General features: G+C 37.4%; 25 protein-coding genes. 4 read left to right on the forward strand and 21 right to left on the reverse strand.

Annotation, left to right across the window (positions count from 1 at the left end; translation table 11 throughout):
• Positions 1–31 precede the first annotated feature (31 nt).
• Genes WKH56_RS03600 through WKH56_RS03635 form a run of 8 tightly spaced genes read right to left on the reverse strand, consistent with a single transcriptional unit; the run spans position 32 to position 5,124 of the window.
• On the reverse strand, positions 32–790 hold the full coding sequence (locus tag WKH56_RS03600) for a class I SAM-dependent DNA methyltransferase (RefSeq protein WP_028411663.1): 759 nt from the start codon (positions 788–790) through the stop codon (positions 32–34).
• The gene (gene rsfS / locus WKH56_RS03605) at positions 787–1,140 is read right to left on the reverse strand and encodes a ribosome silencing factor (RefSeq protein WP_013085071.1); all 354 of its coding nucleotides are present in this window, start codon (positions 1,138–1,140) and stop codon (positions 787–789) included. The genes WKH56_RS03600 and rsfS overlap by 4 nt, the downstream gene beginning before the upstream one ends.
• Entirely contained in the window at positions 1,133–1,705 is a 573-nt protein-coding gene (gene yqeK / locus WKH56_RS03610; protein WP_028411664.1) for a bis(5'-nucleosyl)-tetraphosphatase (symmetrical) YqeK, read from the reverse strand. The genes rsfS and yqeK overlap by 8 nt, the downstream gene beginning before the upstream one ends.
• A complete protein-coding gene (locus tag WKH56_RS03615; protein ID WP_168761304.1) occupies positions 1,692–2,264 on the reverse strand; it encodes a nicotinate-nucleotide adenylyltransferase in 573 nt (190 codons plus the stop codon). Before WKH56_RS03615 ends, yqeK begins: the two co-directional genes overlap by 14 nt.
• A 60-nt stretch (positions 2,265–2,324) precedes the next feature.
• Positions 2,325–2,624, reverse strand: coding sequence for a ribosome assembly RNA-binding protein YhbY (yhbY, locus tag WKH56_RS03620; protein ID WP_013059260.1), 300 nt, complete (start codon positions 2,622–2,624; stop codon positions 2,325–2,327).
• Between the two features lie 18 nt (positions 2,625–2,642).
• The gene (gene aroE, locus WKH56_RS03625) at positions 2,643–3,482 is read right to left on the reverse strand and encodes a shikimate dehydrogenase (protein WP_080968622.1); all 840 of its coding nucleotides are present in this window, start codon (positions 3,480–3,482) and stop codon (positions 2,643–2,645) included.
• 19 nt (positions 3,483–3,501) lie between these two features.
• Positions 3,502–4,608, reverse strand: a complete 1,107-nt coding sequence (yqeH, locus tag WKH56_RS03630) for a ribosome biogenesis GTPase YqeH (RefSeq protein ID WP_028411666.1) — start codon at positions 4,606–4,608, stop codon at positions 3,502–3,504.
• 3 nt (positions 4,609–4,611) lie between these two features.
• Positions 4,612–5,124 carry a YqeG family HAD IIIA-type phosphatase gene (locus WKH56_RS03635; protein WP_013059263.1) on the reverse strand — a complete coding sequence of 171 codons (513 nt, stop codon included), beginning with the start codon at positions 5,122–5,124 and terminating at the stop codon, positions 4,612–4,614.
• Positions 5,125–5,673: 549 nt separating this feature from the next.
• On the opposite strand from WKH56_RS03635, the gene WKH56_RS03640 reads away from it, so the two are divergent.
• Entirely contained in the window at positions 5,674–5,814 is a 141-nt protein-coding gene (locus WKH56_RS03640; RefSeq protein ID WP_013059264.1) for a sporulation histidine kinase inhibitor Sda, read from the forward strand.
• A gap of 73 nt (positions 5,815–5,887) precedes the next feature.
• On the opposite strand, the gene WKH56_RS03645 is transcribed toward WKH56_RS03640, so the two are convergent.
• Positions 5,888–6,670, reverse strand: coding sequence for a phosphatidylserine decarboxylase (locus WKH56_RS03645; protein WP_028411667.1), 783 nt, complete (start codon positions 6,668–6,670; stop codon positions 5,888–5,890).
• A 114-nt stretch (positions 6,671–6,784) separates the two neighbouring features.
• Here WKH56_RS03645 and pssA point away from each other — a divergent pair, with 114 nt between their 5' ends.
• Positions 6,785–7,324: a CDP-diacylglycerol--serine O-phosphatidyltransferase gene (pssA, locus tag WKH56_RS03650; protein ID WP_013059266.1), complete on the forward strand. Its 540-nt coding sequence runs from the start codon at positions 6,785–6,787 to the stop codon at positions 7,322–7,324.
• A gap of 175 nt (positions 7,325–7,499) precedes the next feature.
• On the opposite strand, the gene WKH56_RS03655 is transcribed toward pssA, so the two are convergent.
• The gene (locus tag WKH56_RS03655) at positions 7,500–7,649 is read right to left on the reverse strand and encodes a hypothetical protein (protein ID WP_014458166.1); all 150 of its coding nucleotides are present in this window, start codon (positions 7,647–7,649) and stop codon (positions 7,500–7,502) included.
• A 216-nt stretch (positions 7,650–7,865) separates the two neighbouring features.
• Between WKH56_RS03655 and sigK the strand changes: the two genes are divergently transcribed.
• The gene (gene sigK / locus WKH56_RS03660; RefSeq protein WP_013059268.1) at positions 7,866–8,594 is read left to right on the forward strand and encodes an RNA polymerase sporulation sigma factor SigK; all 729 of its coding nucleotides are present in this window, start codon (positions 7,866–7,868) and stop codon (positions 8,592–8,594) included.
• Between the two features lie 170 nt (positions 8,595–8,764).
• Here sigK and WKH56_RS03665 read toward each other — a convergent pair whose 3' ends face one another.
• From WKH56_RS03665 to WKH56_RS03690, 6 genes are all read right to left on the reverse strand, one after another.
• Positions 8,765–8,905 carry a YrzI family small protein gene (locus WKH56_RS03665; RefSeq protein ID WP_014458165.1) on the reverse strand — a complete coding sequence of 47 codons (141 nt, stop codon included), beginning with the start codon at positions 8,903–8,905 and terminating at the stop codon, positions 8,765–8,767.
• Positions 8,906–9,294: 389 nt separating this feature from the next.
• Complete coding sequence (locus WKH56_RS03670; RefSeq protein ID WP_028411668.1) at positions 9,295–9,525, reverse strand: YrhC family protein; 231 nt, start codon at positions 9,523–9,525, stop codon at positions 9,295–9,297.
• An 81-nt stretch (positions 9,526–9,606) separates the two neighbouring features.
• Complete coding sequence (locus tag WKH56_RS03675; protein ID WP_028411669.1) at positions 9,607–10,740, reverse strand: bifunctional cystathionine gamma-lyase/homocysteine desulfhydrase; 1,134 nt, start codon at positions 10,738–10,740, stop codon at positions 9,607–9,609.
• Between the two features lies 1 nt (position 10,741).
• Complete coding sequence (locus tag WKH56_RS03680) at positions 10,742–11,665, reverse strand: PLP-dependent cysteine synthase family protein (protein WP_028411670.1); 924 nt, start codon at positions 11,663–11,665, stop codon at positions 10,742–10,744.
• Positions 11,666–11,808: 143 nt separating this feature from the next.
• Positions 11,809–12,504: a 5'-methylthioadenosine/S-adenosylhomocysteine nucleosidase gene (gene mtnN / locus WKH56_RS03685; RefSeq protein WP_028411671.1), complete on the reverse strand. Its 696-nt coding sequence runs from the start codon at positions 12,502–12,504 to the stop codon at positions 11,809–11,811.
• Between the two features lie 17 nt (positions 12,505–12,521).
• Complete coding sequence (locus WKH56_RS03690) at positions 12,522–13,163, reverse strand: class I SAM-dependent methyltransferase (protein ID WP_028411672.1); 642 nt, start codon at positions 13,161–13,163, stop codon at positions 12,522–12,524.
• 138 nt (positions 13,164–13,301) lie between these two features.
• Here WKH56_RS03690 and WKH56_RS03695 point away from each other — a divergent pair, with 138 nt between their 5' ends.
• Positions 13,302–13,517 (forward strand): DUF2536 family protein, encoded by a 216-nt coding sequence (locus tag WKH56_RS03695; RefSeq protein ID WP_275210700.1) that lies wholly within the window; start codon positions 13,302–13,304, stop codon positions 13,515–13,517.
• A 13-nt stretch (positions 13,518–13,530) separates the two neighbouring features.
• On the opposite strand, the gene WKH56_RS03700 is transcribed toward WKH56_RS03695, so the two are convergent.
• The 5 genes from WKH56_RS03700 to udk all read right to left on the reverse strand — a co-directional run bounded on the left by WKH56_RS03700 (position 13,531) and on the right by udk (position 18,210).
• A complete protein-coding gene (locus tag WKH56_RS03700; protein ID WP_048019732.1) occupies positions 13,531–14,196 on the reverse strand; it encodes a YrrS family protein in 666 nt (221 codons plus the stop codon).
• A gap of 117 nt (positions 14,197–14,313) precedes the next feature.
• Positions 14,314–16,080: a peptidoglycan D,D-transpeptidase FtsI family protein gene (locus tag WKH56_RS03705; protein ID WP_342834721.1), complete on the reverse strand. Its 1,767-nt coding sequence runs from the start codon at positions 16,078–16,080 to the stop codon at positions 14,314–14,316.
• Between the two features lie 119 nt (positions 16,081–16,199).
• Positions 16,200–16,760, reverse strand: coding sequence for an isochorismatase family protein (locus WKH56_RS03710; RefSeq protein WP_372497466.1), 561 nt, complete (start codon positions 16,758–16,760; stop codon positions 16,200–16,202).
• Between the two features lie 119 nt (positions 16,761–16,879).
• Positions 16,880–17,356, reverse strand: coding sequence for a transcription elongation factor GreA (gene greA, locus WKH56_RS03715; protein WP_013059279.1), 477 nt, complete (start codon positions 17,354–17,356; stop codon positions 16,880–16,882).
• Positions 17,357–17,574: 218 nt separating this feature from the next.
• Positions 17,575–18,210, reverse strand: coding sequence for a uridine kinase (gene udk / locus WKH56_RS03720; RefSeq protein ID WP_028411675.1), 636 nt, complete (start codon positions 18,208–18,210; stop codon positions 17,575–17,577).
• Between the last annotated feature and the right edge of the window lies 1 nt (position 18,211).

The raw sequence follows: 18,211 nt of genomic DNA on the forward strand, positions 1-18,211 counted from the left end.
AAATCCTGCTTTGAAACAAAAAAAGAAGCCTCTACTCGGCTTCTTTTTTTTGCGCAGAGAAAAAGATGCGCTCACTGTTTGAAGTAGGCTTACTCATTTTGAAATCTGCACTTACTTCTATATTTATAAAACCAGCTTGGCTCAACCATGATTGATAATGGTCAATCGACCAAGTGCGCTGAGCATGCACCTCATCAAAGCGATGATATGCATCGATTTCTTCATCATAAGCAAAAAACGTAATATCATGCTCTACACGCATGTCTGTATCGTCATAGGTGCAGTTCCAAATATATGACACGTCTTCATCTACATAAGAAAAAGATTGATTTCCAAATACGTCCTTCATCTTGTGCACTGAATGAACATCAAATATAAAGAGCCCACCTGGTTTTAAGTGTTTATATACACGTTGAATGGTTTCTTGAACTTCTTTATCACTTTGCAAATAGTTCAAAGAATCACAAAAGATTACTACACAATCAAACTCTTTCAATAACTCAAGTTCCGCCATGTTTTGCTGAAAAAGAGATAGCGTTACCCCTGCTTCTGCTGCCTTCTCTTGAGCTACCATAAGCATATCATCAGACAAATCAACGCCGACTACGGAGAAACCTTCTTTTGCAAATCGAACGGAGAGTTCTCCCGTGCCGCAGGCAAGGTCTAATATACTGTTAGGCTTTGTTTTTGCTTTTGCCACCTGCTGATTAAAAAATTCAGCCCAATCGTCATACGGAACGTCTGCCATTAGCTGATCATATACGTAGGCAAATTCTCCGTACCTGCTCATAGCTGTAGCTCTTCTGAACTTACAAATGGTGCATCTCCCCATAAGCGTTCTAAGTTATAATATCCGCGCTCATCTTTATGGAAAATGTGAACCACAACATCTCCAAGATCAACAAGCACCCACTTAGCCTGCTCAAACCCTTCTAAACGCTTCACAGAAATGCCTTGTTCGTGTGCTTTTTCTTTAATTTCACGAGCAATTGCCTGCACTTGTTTATCTGAGTTACCGTGACAAATAACAAAATAATCTGCCACAAGTGAGATTCCTTCCATATTTAACGCTACGATATCGATTGCTTTTTTATCATCGGCTGCTTCTACAACAAGAGATAGCAATTCACGTTCAGTCATGTGTTTGACCTCCTAAGATTAAATCATTATATGTCATCATCGTATCGGGATAAACGGCCTGATGTTTGGTCATTAAAAAAGAAATAGTATTCTTTAATGATTGAATAAGTGCTGCATTTAAGTCGGTTTTAGCTAACTCCCGCACTTCATCAACACCTGGAAATCTCCTTCCAGGTTCAATATAATCAGCAACGTACACAATTTTTTCAAGTAACGTCATGCCAGGTCTTCCGGATGTATGGTAAGCAATTGCATCCAATACTTCCTTATCCGTAATCCCTACTTCATTTCTCACTAAAAACGCGCCTACTGGAGCATGCCATAATTCGGTATTGTATTCCAATAAAGAAGGGTTCATGTTTTGATCAATAATAATTTGCTTCATCTCTTCCTTTGGACGAAACTTGGCATAGTCATGAAAAATAGCAGCCAGTTCTGCTTTTTTTTCGTCTGCTTCAAAACGTTTAGCTAATTCAATTGCTGTTTCCATTACCCCGACAGTATGAATATAACGACGTTCTGTTAACTGTTTCTTTACGATTTCTAATGCCTCAGTTCGATTCATATAATTGATTCTCCTCGATATATTGTTTAACACCAGCAGGTATAAAATAACGAATGGTTTCTTTCTTTACTACTCGTTCGCGAATAAAGGAAGAGGAGACATCAAACTGCGGAACTTCTACTTCTTTTATCGGGTAAGGGGACGTAATGGTATACCCCGGGCGCTTTATACCTACAAATGTAACCAAATTGACTAATTCATCAATTTCATACCACTTCGGCAAATATTCTACCATATCAGCACCAATGATGAAATGAAACTGATACGTTGGATATTTCTCTGTTAGTATTCTCATCGTATCATATGTATATGAAGGTTCTTTGCGCTCAAATTCAATCGGCTGCAGGGTGAATTGATCATGTTCTTCAATAGCTAGCTTTAGCATTTGTAAACGATGATATGGCTCAATAGGCTCTTTGATTGTTTTATGAGGTGGAATATATGACGGCATGAACCATATCTCATCTAATTTCAAGGCATGCAAAACCTCATTTGCCATCATTAAATGCCCCAAATGAGGCGGATTGAACGTTCCACCTAAAATTCCAATACTCTTCAACAATCCCCGACTCCTTTAATTTACTTCATTTTTAAATAGAGCGGGTTTCCCCGCTCTATTTCATTTCACTTTTGGAAGCATTAACTGCTTATTTTCACGTGATTCTTTATATAACACAATTGTATTTCCAATCACTTGTACAAGCTCTGCTTTTGTTCCTTTTGTTAATCGAGCAGCAACCGTGTCACGATCTTCGTCACAGTTTTGCAGAATGCTTACTTTTAATAATTCTCTTGCTTCTAATGCATCAGCAATTTGACCAATCATATTTTCATTGACTCCACCTTTTCCTACTTGGAAAATTGGATTTAAATGATGTGCTTTTGAACGTAAAAAACGTTTTTGTTTACCTGTTAACATAAAAACCTCCGTTGTATCTTATCTCTTAGTTAGTGTTGAAAGAACAATGTGTTCCATTGCCTCTTCGTCAGGACGGACCTTCGTCCATTTTTCAAATGCAAGTGCACCTTGCAGTACAAACATACCGACACCGTTATGAGTGCCTGCCCCTTTTGCTTCAGCCTCTTTCAAAAGCTTTGTTTTTAAAGGGTTGTAAATAATATCGCTGACTACCGCTTCTTTTTGCAATAAAGTAAGTGCTAAAGGCAGCTCATCAACGTTAGGATACATCCCCACCGAAGTGGTATTAATAATAATATCGAATGTATCTAGTTGTTTTTCCGCATCAGAAATAGACATCGCCGCCGTTTTCGTCGAAAAAGGCAGCTCGTTAGCTAGTAAAGCTGCTTTTTCGACGGTACGATTGCATATCGCAATTACATCGGGAGCGTGCTGAGCTGCAATTGTATAAAAAATAGCTTTTGCAGCTCCTCCAGCTCCAATAATTAAAATGCTTTTTTGGGATAAGCCGCCTTCTACTGCTTTGAGTAAAGAAGTCACATACCCCTCTCCGTCGGTATTGTATCCAATATAACGCCCATCTTGATTAACAACTGTATTTACAGCGCCAATTGCCTTTGCTAATGAATCGACTTCATCCAAATGATTCATAATATCAACTTTATACGGAATCGTGACATTAAATCCTTGAATGTTTTTATCTTTTAGCTCTCCAATAGCTGACTCAAAATGAACAGGTTCAATTGGAAAAGCCTCATAATGCGCATCCATGTTCAGACGTTTAAAGGCATCATTTTGCATCAATGGCGATAGTGAATGCCCAAGCGGATAACCAACTAGCCCATATAATGTACTCAAGATTTTTTCCCCTTTTTGTTTAAATTAAAGAATCGCGCACAAATACGCCGACTCCTTTTGGTGCATGCGCCACAACTTTTGAACCTGACTCATTAACCGTCACCCAGCCAAGCCCTGAAAAAACAATATCCGTCTTTTCATTTTTGATTGTAAATTCATGTGCAACAAGTTCAGGAAACTCACTCATTTGCTCTGGGCGCGGCGGCTGAAGCAGTTCACCTGCTTGCTTTTCATACAACTCATCTGCTTTTTCAAGCTTTGTACGATGGATATGCAAATCATTCGATACATAACATGTTAACGACTTGCGGCCTCCCTGTACATAATCTAAGCGCGCCAGTCCTCCAAAGTATAACGTTTGCCCTTCGTTTAGCTGATAAACCTTCGGCTTTATTTCTTTTTTAGGAGAAATTAACTTTAAGTCTCGTTTATCTACATAGTGAGCCATTTGATGATGATTAATAATGCCAGGCGTATCATATAAAGACGCGCCGTTATCAAGCGGGATATCAATCATATCAAGCGTTGTGCCCGGATATTGAGACGTAGTAATAATATCTTTTTCTCCCGTTACTTCTTTAATAATGGCATTAATAAATGTCGATTTACCAACGTTTGTACATCCAACAACATATACATCTTTACCTTCGCGATAATGTTCAATGGCTTCGGCAATTTCTCGAATTCCTTGTCCTTTTTGCGCGCTCATGAGGAACACATCCACTGATTTTAGGCCAAGCTCTTTCGCTTCTCGCTTCATCCAATGAATTAGTTTATTTTTCTTTATAGACTTCGGCAGTAAATCTGCTTTATTTCCCACTAAAAGAACCTTATTATTTCCAACAAATCGATGCAAACCAGGTAACCAGCTGCCGTTAAAGTCAAAGATATCTACAACTTTTACAACCAAACCGTCCGTTTGACCAATTCCATTTAAGATTTTTAAAAAATCATCGTCTGTTAAGGAAACATCTTGTACTTCATTATAATGCTTCAAGCGAAAGCATCGCTGGCAAATAATAGCTTCTTTTTCTAATGCTGATTTTGGAGCGTAGCCAAGTTCATTCGGTCGTTCTGTTTGAATCTCCACTCCGCATCCTACGCACTGTATTTTTTCTTCACTCACGTTTTAATCCTCCCAGTTAATCATACCTTTTCGTTTCATCCAACCTAAAATTCTTCGTTCCATTTTACGGTTAAATTTCGTTACAAATCCATCTGTTTGCGCAACTGGTACAACCAAAACCGTATATACGCCTAGGCGATTTCCTCCTAATACATCCGTTAAAAGCTGGTCGCCAATGACCACAACCTCATCTTTTTGCAGCTCCATATCACGAAGAGCTCTTCTAAATGCTTTACGCATCGGTTTGCGTGCTTTATATACAAATGGAAGTCCAACTGGATCTGAAAACAGCTTGACTCGTTTCTCCACATTATTCGATACAATCGTAATTTTAATTCCACTATCTTTCATTAACTGAAACCACTCAATTAATTCCGGAGTGGCATCAGGGCGATCCCATTCCACCAACGTGTTATCTAAGTCGGTAATAATTCCTTTTATCCCGCGCTCTTTCAAATCGTCTGGCTTAATTTGAAACACGTTTTTCACATGTTCATTTGGTAAAAAAAGTTTCAACACGTATCATGCACCTCGAATATATAGTTACATACTAAAATTAACGCCGTCTATCATTATAACGACTTCTTGTTATTTTCCAACCTAAAATTTTATTCTCTTCAAAAACAGGTCTTTTCTTAGTATAAAGGATATGCCTTGTGAATGCTTTAACTTTATACAGAAAGTTATTGACAAAAGGCAGTAAACCTCCATTTGTTCGTGAGCTTACGATATATTTACCCACTGCAAACTTAAAATAAAAAATAGTGCAGAAAACGTTTATTACTTATCAAATAGGGTAAGTGGTAAACAAATTCTGTTAAAAGTTTTCGACAAAAAATGATAACCCCAACTATGTGGATAAGGTTATACACATTATCCTCTGTTATAGTTCAGCAATTAATGGTAATTATAAACAACATACCCACATTTTATCCACCGAAAGCTGTGGATAACAGAACGATTGTTCCTTTATTTGATTCATGTTAGATTATAAATAAGGAATTTATTAGCATTTAAATATAACTTTTTAGGATATTTATTTTAGTAGGAGGTGGCGGCAATCTTATGAGAAAATTATCAGATGAGCTGCTTATTGAGTCATACAGCAAAGCAACCGAACTGCAATTAAGCCCTGATTTTATAAAATTAATTGAAGAGGAAATTGAAAGAAGATCATTAAAGATTAGCATACAAATCCCTTCTTAACGAATAAAAGAGCCTTCTTAATAAAAGAAAGCTGCATCTTCATTTATCTATCTACTCTTTTATTATATAGGCTCTATTTTTTCAAATGAGCAATTGGTTCTCCACATTTTACGTAAGAACCTGAGTGGACGTTAGAATCAAAAGTGATTGAGTTCTTCTCAAATAATAAAATGACAGTCGAGCCAAACGTGAAGTAAGCCATTTCTTCCCCTTTTTCGACTACTTCTTTTTTAGAAACCGCTTCAATGCTGTTTATAAACATGGCTCCTACTTTTACCATCAGCATGTGACCATTTTCAAATGTTAACTCCGTGAGCTTCCGGAAATTTTTCACAAGCGGTTCTTTCCCATACTTGATTCCTAATGAATTTACTGGATAAGACTTTTGTCCAACGGTCCACGTATTCCCTACTTGTGCTTTAAGAGGACTGTGAATGCGATGATAGTCTTTTGGACTAAGATAGAGGATGATAAACTGTCCTTCTATATATTTTTCAAGAATGAGATCATTTGAAACCATTTCCTGTATAGAATAAGGTTTGTTTTTTACAATCATTTCTTTTTGAGGCGTAATGACTCCATATGCTTCTATCTTTGCATCTACAGGACTGACAACGCTGTCTTTCTGCTGATCGACCGGACGGGCAGAAGGCTTCAAACGACGAATAAATAGCTCGTGTAAGTTTTGATAATGATGCAGAGGCTTGTCCATTTCTTCTTTATTTACTTTAAAAACTTTTGTATAGGAGGGTATAATAAACCGACTCCATTTAGAGAAAGTGAATTTTCGAATGAGCTTCGATGATCCCTGGTGATTCGTAAGCTCAATAAACGTTCGATACAGGTGCTGCAACAATAATTTTACCTCCACATACTGAATAGTTCTTTACTAGAATAAGGTTTGCGTCTACAATGAAATTACCATTATTTTTACCTTTAGTTCATTCCATCCTTTAAAGGAGTGAGGAAATTGTTTTTATTAGACTATCTAGATCATACAATTAAAAAGCTGAGATCCCAAGCGGCAAACTCCTTAACGATTGTTAATTTAAGTTTAGGAAGCTTTGCTATTTTATTTGTCATGAAAAATGAATTGAACTTAAGTTTATTACTAATTTTTTTAGCAGCGTTAGCAGACCGATTCGACGGCATGGTAGCCAGAAAGCTGCAAATTGAATCTGAACTTGGAAAACAACTGGACTCCATGTGCGATATTATATCATTTGGCATCGCTCCAGCTCTACTACTTTATCAAAGTATTTTATCTCACTTTGGTGCTGCAGGTTCAATTGTTACCATCTGTTACATTGCTTGCGGAGCACTTCGTCTTGCCCGCTTTAACATCACAGAAAATACCGGGTATTTTACAGGGCTCCCTATTACCGCAGCAGGTTGTTTATTAACTCTTAGCTACTTGGGCGTCCCTTATTTGCCTTCACACTTTTATATGTTTTTAATTATCGTACTTGCTTGCTTGATGATTAGTACGTTCAAGCTAAAAAAAGTATAGAGCTCCATTTACTTTTACAAAGGAATATTATCATCTTGCTTCTTTTCTTAATTATAGAATAAATCATCTTCTTTAAGAAACAAAGTGAAAATCCCTTAAGAATTCTTAAAAATGAATGGTTCTATTCGGTAGGATATGTCATCTAAAAAAACTCATGCACATGCATGAGTTTTTTTTAACACCAGCAGCTAAAAAACCAATAGAAGCTTCCGAAAATTAATAACAGAACAAATAGAACAATCAACAATCCAAGTCCCCAGCCGAACCCTCCTCCGCATGGGTAAGCTGGATAATTAGGATAACAGCAGCCTCCGTAACCGTACATACTCTCCCTCCTTACACTGTAAACTACTACTAGCGTATGTACATACTTTTTCTCTGTATAGGCTGGTAACTATCTCTAAAGAAAAATCTATGGACTTTTTCAAACTCTCTTGTCCCTGGGGGGAATTTTAAACGTACAGGCAAAGACATCCTTCTTTTTACATATAGTGTAATGTTAGTCTCTCACAGGTTGATATCCCCTTATGGAGGTGTAGAGATGTCTGCATTATTTACCGCACTAGGCTATTTCTTTAAAGAATTGGTTTTCCTTGTTTCCTACGTAAAAAACAATGCGTTTCCTCAACCCTTGTCTGCTGCTGAAGAAAAGAGATATTTATCTTTAATGGAACAAGGAGATCAAGAAGCGCGAAACCTTCTTATTGAACACAATCTCCGACTCGTTGCGCATATTGTTAAAAAGTTTGAAAACACGGGAGAGGATGCGGAAGATTTAATTTCAATTGGGACAATCGGTTTAATTAAAGCAATCGAAAGTTATTCGCAAGGAAAAGGAACAAAATTAGCTACTTATGCCGCACGCTGTATTGAAAATGAAATATTGATGCACTTGCGAGCGCTCAAAAAAACAAAAAAAGATGTGTCGCTGCATGATCCAATTGGCCAGGATAAAGAAGGAAATGAAATCAGTTTGATTGATGTATTAAAATCAGAATCAGACGATGTAATTGATATGATTCAACTAAATATGGAATTAGAAAAAATAAAAGAATACATCGATATCCTCGATGATCGAGAAAAAGAAGTAATTGTTGGCCGCTTCGGTTTGGATTTGCAGGATGAAAAAACCCAGCGAGAAATTGCAAAGGAATTAAATATTTCAAGAAGTTATGTTTCGCGAATTGAAAAGCGAGCGCTGATGAAAATGTTTCACGAATTTTACAGAGCCGAAAAAGAGAAAAAAAAGAGCGGAAAGAAGGAGAATTAATCCTTCTTTCCGCTCTTTTTTTAAAATAATTTCCAAATGATAATCCGCAGCAAACACATCATTACTCCCCCTACTAGTCATTTAGGTGGAATCTTTCTCCACAAGCAGCCATACAACGATATATCCTTTTTGATTAATCATCATTCATCCACTCCTTTCCACTATTCAAATTAGAAATGACGATAAAATTCATACTTGCGGTCTTTTATTTCTTCTTCTAATTGTCTTACATACTGTTCATGCTTAATTTCTTCCTCCGAGTATTGACGGGACTTTATGGTAATAGTTAAAAAGAATATATTCAGTGTCATTCCAATCACCTCCTTATACAAAAAAAACCACAGTTATGCATAAGCATCCTGTGGCTGAAAGACAATAAAAACCACAGGGCTACTATTCGCACCTGTGGTGAATTAACGTGTTTTAACGATCAAGGTAAGAAAGTTACTTGATACAGGAACACGGCCGAATAGTATACATATATAGACGATTTTTGAACATAGCCCAAACTGAATGATCCATACCTGATAAACGTCTTAACATATGACTCGACCTCCTTTTAATAAAGTATTTTCCTTACAATGGTAATTATATCCACGAACTTATAAAAAGTAAACTGTTTTTTTAAAAAATAGGGAATTTTTTTATTTTTTTAACCCTCATAAAAAAAAGACGATGGATCATCGCCTTTTTGTATCTATTATTCTTTTTCTTTCATTAATTCTTTTTTTAGTTTTTTAGTTTGATAACTAAAATAAAAAGCAAGGGCGGTAAAAAGAATAACGATCGCTTCCATTATTCCAAGCTGCATATCACTTTTTTCACCTTGGCCAATCATAACACCAATATACAAGAATGTACTTACGGCTAGAAGGACGTAAATAAAGCGGCTGTAATCTTCAATTTTTGCTTTGATGTGTTGAGCTTTCATACAATCACCTTCTCAGTAGAATGTTATAACTCTACTCTATCATAGATCTATAGGTCTATAAAAATCCTATTTTTACCACCTTTATTCCAATGCTCTTTCTAAGTCTTCAATTAAATCTTCTACATCTTCAAGACCTACAGAAATACGAATTAATCCATCTGTAATTCCTAGCTCTTTACGTCGGTCGCTCGGTATAGAAGCATGAGTCATTTTAGAAGGAATGGAAATGAGGCTTTCGATGGCTCCTAAACTTTCTGCTAATGTAAAATACTTCACTTTGCTCAGTACTTCTTCCGCTTTCTCTTCGCTTCCCACATCAAACGAAACCATTCCCCCAAAACCTCTTGCTTGCTTTTTAGCAATGAGGTGGTTTGGGTGGGTTTTTAATCCTGGATAATATACTTTTGCCACAGCAGGATGGGCAAGTAAAAATTCTACTATTTTCCCCGTGTTGAATTCGTGTTCTTCCATTCGTATTCCTAATGTTTTAATCCCTCTCATTAAAAGCCAAGAATCCTGAGGTCCTAAAATGCCTCCAGTCGCATTTTGGATAAAATGAAGGTCTTCAGCTAATTTAGGGGAATTCACCACTGCTAGCCCTGCTACAACGTCACTGTGTCCCCCTAAATACTTAGTTGCACTGTGCAGAACAATATCTGCGCCTTTTTCGATAGGATTTTGCCAATACGGCGTACTGAATGTGTTGTCAACGATGGTAAGTAAATGGTGTTGTTTAGCTACTGAAGAAGCATGCTGCAAGTCAGTAATTTTTAGAAGAGGATTCGTTGGAGTTTCAATAAAAATGGCTTTTGTGTTAGGGCGAATTTCTTTCTCGATATTTTGGATATCGCTTGTATCAATAAAAGTAGCCTCAATGCCGATACGGCTTAGTACCTTTGTGATCACTCGATACGTTCCTCCGTATACGTCATCTGTAATTAACACATGATCTCCGCTGTTAAACAGCATGAACACGGCAGTAGTAGCGGCCATACCAGATCCAAACGCAAACCCAGCATATCCTCCTTCAATTTCTTTGATAAGTTCTTCTAGGGCATGACGTGTAGGGTTACCGGTTCTCGAATACTCATATCCCGTATGTTTTCCCGCTCCCTCTTGTTTATAAGTACTCACTTGATAAATAGGAACAGAGACAGCACCCGTCTGTTCATCGCCAACAATTCCACCATGAATCAACTGTGTTTTACGTTTCATCTTATCTTCCTCCACTGTAAATATTTTTACTTAAGTACCGTTCACTGCTATCCGGAAAAATCGTGACGATATGAGCCCCTTTTTCTGCATTTTTTGCTTCGATCAGGGCTGCTTCAAAGGCTGCTCCTGAAGAGCTACCTACTAGTAACCCCTCTTTTAAAGCCAGCTCTTTCACTCTTTGAAAAGCATAAACATCTTCAACAGTATGAATAGCATTAAAATAAGATCGCTCCATATAATCAGGGATGAACTCCATTCCAATTCCTTCAGTTAAGTGAGGACCGGATTTCCCCCCGTTTAAAATTGAACCTTCTGGCTCCACGATGACTGTTTTTAGAGAAGGATTTTTTTCTTTCAAAAATTTCGCTGTACCCATAAATGTCCCCCCTGTACCTGCTCCAGCTACAAACACGTCAACTTTTCCATCAAGCTGTTCATATATTTCTGGCCCTAAGGTTTTATAATAAGTCATAGGGTTGGCCGGATTAGCAAACTGTTGAGGACAATAAGAACCAGGGATTTCACGCAGCAGCTCTTGAGCTTTGTTTATAGCACCTTTCATACCAGCTTCAGTAGGCGTTTGAACCACCGTTGCCCCCAAAGCCTTCATAAGCTGCTGTTTTTCAATACTGAATTTTTCTGGAACACATAGTATGACGTTTATTTCGTACTGAAGAGCAGCTAAAGCCAGCCCGATCCCCGTATTCCCAGCAGTAGGCTCAACCAGCGTTCCGCCTCGCTTCAGTCTTCCAGAGCCAAGAGCTTCTTGCAGCAGTTCTTTTCCTAAACGATCTTTTACACTTCCTCCTGGATTAACATATTCCAGCTTGGCAAATATCCTGATTTCCCTAGGTAAATCAAATTGTGTAATCTCAATCATAGGTGTGTTTCCAATCAATTCATGAACGTTTTTGACTACCTTCATAATCTTGAACACCTCGCTATCGAAATAATATAACTTAACCTATAAATAAAGTAGGAATTAAGATGAAAATATAGTCTACACCCCATGTTATGACAAACGATGCAGAGTGTAGACGAAAACAAACTCTATATTTTATGAACAGCTTATTTTAATTTTGTAATAAAATTCAATACTAATTTTGTTGAATTAACAGCTGCTTTTTCTAAAAATTGCTCAAAAGAAACATTTGATTCTTTGCCGGCGATGTCAGAAAGAGCACGAAGAATAACAAACGGTACGCCAAATTGATAGCATACTTGAGCAACAGCCGCTGCTTCCATTTCAGCTGCATAAAGGTCTGGAAACTTAGAGCGAACAAACTCTACGCGCACAGGATCGTTCATGAACGAATCTCCTGTAGCAATTAATCCTTTTACAATTTTCATATCCGTTACTTCAAGAGCGCTTTCTTCAGCAAGACGAACTAGTTTTTCATCTGCTTTAAAAGCTGCAGGCAAGTTTGGCACTTGACCGTATTCATAGTTGAATACCGTTACATCTACATCATGATGACGAACTTCTGTTGAAATAACCGCATCCCCTACGTTTAACTCTGGATGGAAACCGCCTGCTGATCCTGTGTTAATAACGTAATCAGGTTTGAACTTCTCTAGTAAGATGGCTGTAGATAACGCCGCATTTACTTTTCCAATACCTGATTTTAATAATACAACCTCCACGCCGCTGATTGTTCCTGTTGAGTATTCACATCCTGCGATTACTGTTTCTTGACGATTCTCAATTTTATCGCGTAAAATCGTCACTTCTTCTTCCATTGCTCCAATGATTGCTACTTTCATTTTAAAACCTCTTTCTACTATTGTTTCGTTGCCTCCAATACCCACACAAAGTGATTAAATTGTGTAAAGGTTATGTGAAAACCATTGCTTTCAAAGATTTGCTTTAAGACAGGGATCGTTGTATAGTATTCCCTCTCTAGATCTTCTGCTAGTTGCGTATACCCTTTTTGTTTTGCCTGAACAATGGTATCAGCAAATGAATCCGCTGTTTCAAACATTGTATCGGCAAACACTATTTTACCACCGGTTTGAAGTAACTTTCCATAGTTTATCACAGCTTCTTCTTTTTCTTTATCTGTTAAATGATGAAATGCATACGTACTAACTAAGCTCTCTGCTGGAAACAACGATGTATCAAACTGTAAAAAGTCTCCCGGTGTGACTAAAACATCTGCTCCTAATTTCTGGTGTGCCAATTGTCTCATTGGCACTGACGGTTCAATTCCTACTACGGTTAGTTCCTTTTCTAACAGTTTTTTTGTTAAGTTTCCAGTCCCTGTTCCAAATTCGATCACATGCCCTATTGAACGATTTGCTACATACTCTAAGATTTCATTATAATTGCGAAACACTTCTTTATACTGTTCATCTTTCCCGCTTACCGATGCATCATACTCATTCGCCCACTTTTCAAAGATATCTAAAAACTCTAGCCCCATAAAAAACGCCTCCTCATAACTAATAATTCTTATGGATATAGTATGTTTTTAGTCATCGTTTGTTCTTCATTTACAAATATTTTAAGCTTTTAACTTTCTATTTGCTATACTATAGTAATGAGGTAAGGAGGCCGTAAGATGAATATTGAATTTGAAATGATTGAAGATAAAATAGAATTTTTTGAAGCGCCTGATGTTAAAATGCTTGAAAAACAAATTGCGGAAAAAATTGATCAAAATAAGGCGATTTTACTTGAGGTACATAGCGTATCTCATCAAATGTCTGTGGACTATGAACAAGGTAAAAAACTGTACTCTGCAGTTGTTCATTTCAAAATAAAAAAGCAGCGCTAGCGCGCTGCTTTTTTTATTGAAGCTTATCCACTACTGCGGGCTTCCAGCCTTCTCCATCTACCCATTCAATTTGAACGCGGTATTTTGTTGATGAGTTGCCTTTAGGACTAACCGTAGCTACAGCTTTACCTACGCCACCGTTATTACCTAGACGCCATACGGTCATATTGCTTGGGCTAATGCCTGACCCTTCGCCTACAGCTTTTAGCATTTCGTTCCAATCCGTTGATCCTTTTTTATATGTTGCTGCAGGAGCATCTTGTGATGTACCTACTGAATCCCATGAAGGATCTACCTTGCGTTCTGCCACGCCAGGCTCTGGATTTTTCTCTACTTCAGCCTGTGAATCTGAGTCGTTTGATTCTTCATCTGTTGCTTGATCATCTTCAGAGCTTTGGTCATCTTCAGAGCTTTGATCGTCCGTTGCTTGATCCTCTGTTACTTGATCATCTTTCGAAGAATCATCGTCTTTTTTAGCCGTCTTGTCCGTTTTTTGGTCATTTGTTTGCGGATTGTTTTGAGTTGTTTCCGCTTGGTTATCCGATTTATCCTTGTTTCCAAGAATCATCGTACCACCGACAAATACAATTAAAACCGCTACGACAGCAATTAACAGATTATATAATCGGTTTACTTTTTTTTCTTTGTTTTCGTGTCTTGAAGAACGATTGTTATTCATTGCTACAATTTCCTCCAACTTTTATAATGCTTTATTCTAACATGTGTTTTCTTATACATGAAGCATCAAAATTTATTTGAAGTATATTTGTAATATTTTTTACAAATTCTTCTTGTTTTAACGTGTATTTAAGTCATACATCCCTTTAACAATATCATAAAATACGCTGTTTGTGGGAGATATCGCACTTTTTGTATTTAAATCCACTACTACCATTGCGTATTTTGGATCATCTGCCGGAAAGTAACCCGCAAACCATTTATTGACGATATCGGCCTTCACATTGATTTCAGCAGTTCCTGACTTTCCTGCCACTTCATAAGGAAGCGTTTGAAATCTTCTTCCTGTTCCTTTTTCGCTCTGTACGACGCCTTTTAAAAGCTGCTGCATAGAAGCAGCTGTGGCTTCATTAATCGTATCTCCTTTTAGCTCATGCTCTTTAAACGTATACAGTGACGTATTGTTTTTATAGTCCAGCGCATCTACCGCTTTTACCTGCTTCTTTTCTCCTCCCCGTGCAATTGTCGCCATCATATTTGCTACTGCAAGCGGAGTCACTTTTACGTCAAGCTGTCCAATTGCTGTTTGCGCTACAGCATTTGGTACTTTTTTTTCTCTATCATTTGTCCAAACTCTTCCCGATTTTTCTCCTAAAAACTGCTTAAAATGTTCAAAGTGAAACACATCACCCGTCCATCCTACAGGCTGAAGAAGCCCTAACTTATCAGCATATTGTTCAATGATATCCGGATTAGATATTATCATTTCTTTTGCTAGCTGGGCAAACGTTGCATTACAACTTTGCGCAAAGCTTTCTTCAAACGTCAGCTGCCCTTTTTGATGATCTTCTTCTACATTATTGCCATAAATACTTTTATCGCAGTTATAGGTAAAAGAAGGCTGAATTTTATTTTGTTCAAGCGCTGCAGCTGCTGTTACGGTTTTAAATATAGATCCAGGAGTTTGCGGCGTCAGCAAACGATTTTCTACGCTGTCTGAACCGTTTTGCTTTTTAAATGGCTCTTTCTTATTAATTGAAGGCCTGCTGGCCATCGCAATTACTTTATTGTTTTTTATATCAATTAAGACGGCTCCTCCGTCTTTTAACTTATAATGATTCAATGTATTCTCCACTAGCTCCTGAGCAGACAAATCAAGCGTCGTACGCACACTGACTGGATAATAAGGGTTAGCTGTGCCCGTATATTTTACATCGATGCCAAACATAGGCCCACCTAGTCGATCAACATGATAAAGGAGCTTAGACTCTTGTTCAGGCAGCAAAAACTCGTCAAAAGCCCTCTGCATCCCTGAGATACCTACAGGCGTAGTTGATTTAATAGCTCCATTTTTCAATTTATCACTGTACTTCTCTTCAATTATTTGTTTGCTTTGTGCTTCTAGTCCGATTAAATGTTCAGCAAGAGGAACTGGACGCTCATCTTTTAGAGGAATTCCAAACACGCCAGGTACCTTTAATGCATTTATTTTTTCGACTTGTGCATGGGATAATTCTTTTGTAATAACAACCGGTGTTTTAGCATTCGCTAGTCTGTTCGTTAATTCCTGTGGTTGCATTCCCACAATTTCGCTTACTTGCTGAACGGGCCACTTCATTTTTTCTAAAAATGGAAACAGGACTAAGCGATTATGCGTGATAGATGTTAAAGACTGTCCATTTTTATCTTCGAATTTCCCTCGTCCGTCGTCTACCACCATTTCCTGCGTACGCTGTTTTACGCTTCCTTCAATTAAGTTAATATTTTTATCAGTAAAAGATTCTGTGCTGACAAGCTGGAGTTGAACAAGCCGTGCTCCCAGTCCACTAATTAATAATAAAATAAAAATAAGAGTAATATAAATTCGCTTGTGAATTATTTTCATGACTACACCTCACTCTTTACAAGTGTCGACGTTGCCATTACTTTTAAAACCATTATCTTAAGAAATATTCATTCTTTTTTTCATTCCATAAAAAAACTTGCTGATTCAGCAAGTTTTTATTATTCATTTTCCGTTAAAAATTGTTGAGTTGTTCGTAGCTTTCCTATTTTCGGAAAGATGTAAGAAAGAGTGGCTTCATGCTCTTCTTTTGTAAATGTCGCCATGGCATCCGTGATAAAAATTTGGTTATATCCATACTGAAATGCTTCACGAGCTGTGCTTTCCACACCAATATTTGTTGCAATTCCGCAAAGGACAATTGTATCAATTCCTCTTCGGCGAAGCTGAAGGTCTAAATCTGTCCCAAAAAAGGCTCCCCACTGACGTTTTGTCACAATGTAATCAGTCTCTTGAACATTAAGTCTTGGATCGAATTCTGCCCAGTCTGCAGGTCTTTCTTGAGGAGCAGATGGCTTTTGATCCGTTTCTGGCGTCAACGCATCTTTTCCATCTTGAAAATCTACTCGTACAAAGCTAATAAATCCATTTTGTTCGCGGAAACGATTCACAAGCTGAACAGATTTTTCTACGATTTCGTCTCCTCCAATTGGAACAATCCCTTTTTGTAAATCAATTAAAACAAGCGCTGTTTTAGTAAAATCGACATCTTTCATCTTCATCTTTCCTTTCCTACATATCTTTTCTATTCTCTCCGTTTTTTTAAATCATATAAAAAAAGCTGACGCGTGTCAGCTTTTTTACTTACGAGCATTCAGTAGAACGCTTCCAACCATATGTTTTACTTAACAGATACAATTTTCACTGACATATCTCCACCAGGAGTTTGAACAGTTACTTGATCTCCAATTTGTTTGCCCATTAGACTTTTAGCAATTGGTGAATCATTTGAAATTTTCCCTTCAAATGGATCTGCTTCTGCACTACCTACAATTGTATACGTTTCTTCGTCACCATCTGGCAACTCTACAAATGTTACAGATTTACCTAATGATACGATAGAAGAATTTTCTACATCTTCTTCAATAATTTTCGCATTGCGAATCATATTCTCAAGCGTTGTAATACGTCCTTCCACGAAAGCCTGCTCGTCTTTTGCAGAATCGTACTCAGAGTTCTCCGATAAATCTCCAAAACTGCGGGCGATCTTGATACGCTCTACAACTTCTTTACGTTTTACTGTTTTTAAATATTCTAGCTCTTGCTCTAGCTTTAGCTTTCCTTCTTCTGTCATTGGAAATACTTTTTCTTGTGCCATAATCCCTTCACTCCTTCTTGAACTCAAAATCTCTAGTGTATACAGTCGATTTCTGTATGTACAAAAAATTTTCCACTCTGTGGAAAAATCAGTTAATAGAGAAATGACAGCTTCAAAATAGAAGCTGCTCGTTTCTCTATTCTTTATAATGTTTGTGTTTAGTTAGCAGAATATGTCTGCATTGTCTTCAAAAAAATTCCTGCATCTATGCTATGTTATTATAAAATGGCATTTTGTTCAAGAATTGTTTGAATTTTAGTGACCATCAAGTCAATCGCTACGTGGTTTTGACCGCCTTCAGGAATGATAATATCTGCATAGCGTTTTGTTGGTTCAACAAACTGATTATGCATCGGGCGAACGACAGATACGTATTGATCAACAACTGACTCAAGCGTACGCTCTCGTTCTTTAATATCACGAAGCATACGACGAATGATACGAAGATCCGCATCTGTATCTACGTATAGCTTGATATCCATTAAATTACGCAAGCGCTGATCTTCTAGTACAAGAATACCTTCTAAGATAATAACATCTTTTGGTTCTTCTTTAATTACCTTCTCAGAGCGCGTATGAATTGCGTAATCATATACCGGTTTGTCAATGCTCTCATAATTTAATAAGTTTTGCAAGTGTTCAATCAGCAAATCATTATCAAATGCTAGAGGATGATCGTAATTTGTTTGCAAACGCTGTTCAAACGGTACATCGCTTTGATCTTTATAATAATAGTCTTGCTCAAGAAGCATAATAGAATGCCCTTTAAAATACTCATAAATAGCTTTGGTTACAGTTGTTTTACCAGAACCGGATCCACCAGCGATACCGATTACAACGGGCTTTTTCCCCATT

The sequence above is a fragment of the Priestia sp. SB1 genome (assembly GCF_038898415.1).

Bases quoted from the DNA above. Each gene is read 5' to 3' on its own strand.
- WKH56_RS03600 (WP_028411663.1), bottom strand. From the start codon at position 790: ATGAGCAGGTACGGAGAATTTGCCTACGTATATGATCAGCTAATGGCA.
- rsfS (WP_013085071.1), bottom strand. From the start codon at position 1,140: ATGACTGAACGTGAATTGCTATCTCTTGTTGTAGAAGCAGCCGATGAT.
- yqeK (WP_028411664.1), bottom strand. From the start codon at position 1,705: ATGAATCGAACTGAGGCATTAGAAATCGTAAAGAAACAGTTAACAGAA.
- yhbY (WP_013059260.1), bottom strand. From the start codon at position 2,624: ATGTTAACAGGTAAACAAAAACGTTTTTTACGTTCAAAAGCACATCAT.
- WKH56_RS03640 (WP_013059264.1), top strand. From the start codon at position 5,674: ATGAGAAAATTATCAGATGAGCTGCTTATTGAGTCATACAGCAAAGCA.
- WKH56_RS03655 (WP_014458166.1), bottom strand. From the start codon at position 7,649: ATGTACGGTTACGGAGGCTGCTGTTATCCTAATTATCCAGCTTACCCA.
- sigK (WP_013059268.1), top strand. From the start codon at position 7,866: ATGTCTGCATTATTTACCGCACTAGGCTATTTCTTTAAAGAATTGGTT.
- WKH56_RS03665 (WP_014458165.1), bottom strand. From the start codon at position 8,905: ATGACACTGAATATATTCTTTTTAACTATTACCATAAAGTCCCGTCAA.
- WKH56_RS03670 (WP_028411668.1), bottom strand. From the start codon at position 9,525: ATGAAAGCTCAACACATCAAAGCAAAAATTGAAGATTACAGCCGCTTT.
- WKH56_RS03675 (WP_028411669.1), bottom strand. From the start codon at position 10,740: ATGAAACGTAAAACACAGTTGATTCATGGTGGAATTGTTGGCGATGAA.
- WKH56_RS03680 (WP_028411670.1), bottom strand. From the start codon at position 11,665: ATGAAGGTAGTCAAAAACGTTCATGAATTGATTGGAAACACACCTATG.
- mtnN (WP_028411671.1), bottom strand. From the start codon at position 12,504: ATGAAAGTAGCAATCATTGGAGCAATGGAAGAAGAAGTGACGATTTTA.
- WKH56_RS03690 (WP_028411672.1), bottom strand. From the start codon at position 13,163: ATGGGGCTAGAGTTTTTAGATATCTTTGAAAAGTGGGCGAATGAGTAT.
- WKH56_RS03695 (WP_275210700.1), top strand. From the start codon at position 13,302: ATGAATATTGAATTTGAAATGATTGAAGATAAAATAGAATTTTTTGAA.
- WKH56_RS03700 (WP_048019732.1), bottom strand. From the start codon at position 14,196: ATGAATAACAATCGTTCTTCAAGACACGAAAACAAAGAAAAAAAAGTA.
- WKH56_RS03705 (WP_342834721.1), bottom strand. From the start codon at position 16,080: ATGAAAATAATTCACAAGCGAATTTATATTACTCTTATTTTTATTTTA.
- WKH56_RS03710 (WP_372497466.1), bottom strand. From the start codon at position 16,760: ATGAAGATGAAAGATGTCGATTTTACTAAAACAGCGCTTGTTTTAATT.
- greA (WP_013059279.1), bottom strand. From the start codon at position 17,356: ATGGCACAAGAAAAAGTATTTCCAATGACAGAAGAAGGAAAGCTAAAG.
- udk (WP_028411675.1), bottom strand. From the start codon at position 18,210: ATGGGGAAAAAGCCCGTTGTAATCGGTATCGCTGGTGGATCCGGTTCT.